We start from the raw sequence: 2,608 nt of genomic DNA on the forward strand, positions 1-2,608 counted from the left end.
GAAAAGTGCGAACCGAGATAAGCCTTGCGGAAACCAGCCGCCCGATCAGGTTTCTTGGGTTGACTGCCGTATCCAACGACGGTTCGAAGAGTTCGGTGGCCAGCAATCTCGCTACGCTCTACTCGATGTCGGGCCTGAAGACGCTGGTGATTGACGCCGACATCCGGCGCCCGACCATGACCCCCTCGCGGCTTCTGAGCCAGTCGGGAGCCCTCGACCTACCGTGCCAGGACCCTGTCCGTCTCAACATCGTTCGTGCTGCGGGGCGGCCGTTCGACATCCTTTCCAGTTCGACCGTGGACGCCAGACACCTCCTGGCGCCTAGCAAGATGGAGGCGTTCCTCTCGGAGCTAGCCGCTAGTGACCTTGCCGCCAACGGACTTCCTGCCTACGACATTGTCATACTCGACCTGCCGACGCTTGCCTCGGGTGCCGACGAACTGATTGTCGGATCTGTCCTGGACGGCGTGGTGATCGTTGCCGAGTGGGGCAAGACACAGGTCCAGACGCTGCAGGAACTTGTCAAGACGTTGCAGGCCTGCAGGACCCCGATACTAGGCGTACTCTTGGCCAGGGTCCGCGCGCCCAAGCGCCGCAAAGCATGAAACCGTAGCGAGACATTCTCCTTCGGAAGTTGCAAAAAGTCTAGGAGGATCATTCCTTGGGATTAGGGGGATAGCCCCTGAGCGTCACGCTACCTCCTTTGCCCTTCTTGTCGACAACCTCCGACCTTGGAAGAGTGCAACAACAAGTCGAAACAGCGATTGTTCCATGACAACGAACGCCTTCGAGTCACATCAGGCAGCCCCGATCTGGGTTCAGCCATCTCTGCCTATCCCGTCCGACAGCCGAACGGCAGTCCTGCACGTCCTTCCCGCATCCGACAACAACGGTGCCGGGGCAGTGTTGACGGACCTTTCGCCCGCGCTCAGGTTGGGAACGACGAACCCTCCTGTGGGCGGTCTCCTGAAGCGCATCATGGATCTGGTAGTAGCATTCACGGCGCTTATGGTTGCCGCGCCGGTAATGATTGTCGTTGCTCTGCTGATCAGGATGACGGCAGGAGGCCCAGCAGTGTTCTCGCATAGCCGCATCGGCTTTGGCGGAAAGCCATTCGATTGCTACAAGTTCCGCTCGATGGTCACCAATTCGGACGAAGTTCTGAAGTCATTTCTCGACAGCAACCCTCAAGTCAGGTTGGAATGGGAGGAGACCCGCAAGATCAGGAACGACCCCCGCGTCACGGTGCTTGGGTGGATGCTGCGTAAGTCGAGCCTCGACGAACTCCCGCAATTGTTCAACATCATCCGCGGCGACATGAGTTGTGTGGGTCCAAGGCCCATCGTCAAGGACGAACTAAAATGCTACGGCGACCACTTAGGGGAATACCTTCGGGCAAAGCCCGGGCTCACCGGTCTGTGGCAGGTGAACGGAAGAAGCAGCATGGACTACGCCAACCGCGTGAAGCTGGACTGCCAGTATGTGCGGAACTGGTCGGTTTGGCTCGATATCGTGATCCTGTTCAGGACGGTTTTCGCAGTCATACGTTTCGACCGGGCTTCCTGAAGTCCCGCCGTGTCACCTTTCCTTGCGCTTCCGGTGGACGGACAGGGACAGACCGATGATATAGGCGCCAGCCAAGACGAATGACAGTATCAGGAACTTAGTGACGGTCACGTAGCCCGGCAACCCGAGCCCATTCCAGGCAAAGCTTCCGACCACAAGCAGCGCAGTCGCCGCGATCAGCGCAGGAGCCTTGAAGCGCAGTCCCATCAGAACGCCTGCCGCCGATATAGCGATTACACTCATGAGCACCGACATCTCCAGTGATACCCGCAGGAACTGATCGCCTCACTGCGGCAGGGAAGGCATCGTCAGCGTGCCCACTGATATGCGGCCTCAAAGTGCAAGGCAAGTGCCGCCGGAAATTGCTAGCATGGTCGGCCAGATCATTGAACTTGAAGCGAACCAGTTCAAAGAAAGGTGCGCGGCGGTTTTCCGTGTGGAACAGCAGAAAGACAAGCACCTGCAGCGAGCTGGCAGCTCCGCCCACTCTGAACCGTTCTGGCCATGACGCCGGCGCGTTCTTTACCCGTCCAGGCGGCCACCAACGGTCTCGGGTTCGGAGGTCATGTCGAAGGCGTTGCGAGCCGGCACCCGCGCCAATCATGAAGCCTGTCAATTGGTACCTTGAACAGAAACCGTCCCTGCCTGGACGTCGTCCTCTACAGGTAGAGCAGCCAAGCCGGACGGCGGGGCGGGGATATCGATCTTCACGGTATCGCCTGGCTCGATCGGCGTCGTTTCCTCAGCCGTGAGTTCTTGCGAGCCGCTGTCCGTCGTCCTCACGATCTTGAAGATCGGCTTGGCCCTTTCGGCGCGCTCTCTAAGGGCGAGCAGAGCAGGGGCCGTGACCTCGGTATCGTGCAACAACTGCACCGCGGTGTTGGCCTTGCTGGTCACTTCATTGAGCTGCAGTTGCGTCTCGCGCAAGGCAGCAGCGACTTCGCTGGCTTGGCTATTGCCGAGGTTGAGGATCTCGATGTCGGTCTTGCTTATCTCCTGCCTGACTCGCAAGAGCGAGGTCTCGGCAACCAACCTGTCGCTC

General features: G+C 59.2%; 4 protein-coding genes and 1 pseudogene. 3 read left to right on the forward strand and 2 right to left on the reverse strand.

The annotated features are described in order from the left end of the window. Positions 1 to 605: CpsD/CapB family tyrosine-protein kinase (locus EN991_RS31655; protein ID WP_206519290.1), on the forward strand; the 605-nt coding region annotated here is incomplete at its 5' end. A gap of 166 nt (positions 606 to 771) precedes the next feature. Next, positions 772 to 1,566, forward strand: a complete 795-nt coding sequence (locus EN991_RS31660) for a sugar transferase (RefSeq protein WP_024505420.1) — start codon at positions 772 to 774, stop codon at positions 1,564 to 1,566. A gap of 12 nt (positions 1,567 to 1,578) precedes the next feature. Here the strand turns inward: EN991_RS31660 and EN991_RS31665 are convergent, their stop codons facing one another. After that, positions 1,579 to 1,809, reverse strand: a complete 231-nt coding sequence (locus tag EN991_RS31665; protein ID WP_127219079.1) for a hypothetical protein — start codon at positions 1,807 to 1,809, stop codon at positions 1,579 to 1,581. A 127-nt stretch (positions 1,810 to 1,936) separates the two neighbouring features. On the opposite strand from EN991_RS31665, the gene EN991_RS40085 reads away from it, so the two are divergent. Further along, positions 1,937 to 2,074 (forward strand): hypothetical protein, encoded by a 138-nt coding sequence (locus tag EN991_RS40085; RefSeq protein ID WP_164769510.1) that lies wholly within the window; start codon positions 1,937 to 1,939, stop codon positions 2,072 to 2,074. Positions 2,075 to 2,178: 104 nt separating this feature from the next. On the opposite strand, the pseudogene EN991_RS40090 reads toward EN991_RS40085, so the two are convergent. After that, positions 2,179 to 2,608 (reverse strand): annotated as a pseudogene (locus tag EN991_RS40090) (sugar ABC transporter substrate-binding protein); the annotation flags it as partial.

The sequence above is a fragment of the Mesorhizobium sp. M7A.F.Ca.US.005.03.2.1 genome (genome assembly GCF_003997795.1).
GTDB classification, from domain to species: domain Bacteria; phylum Pseudomonadota; class Alphaproteobacteria; order Rhizobiales; family Rhizobiaceae; genus Mesorhizobium; species Mesorhizobium ciceri.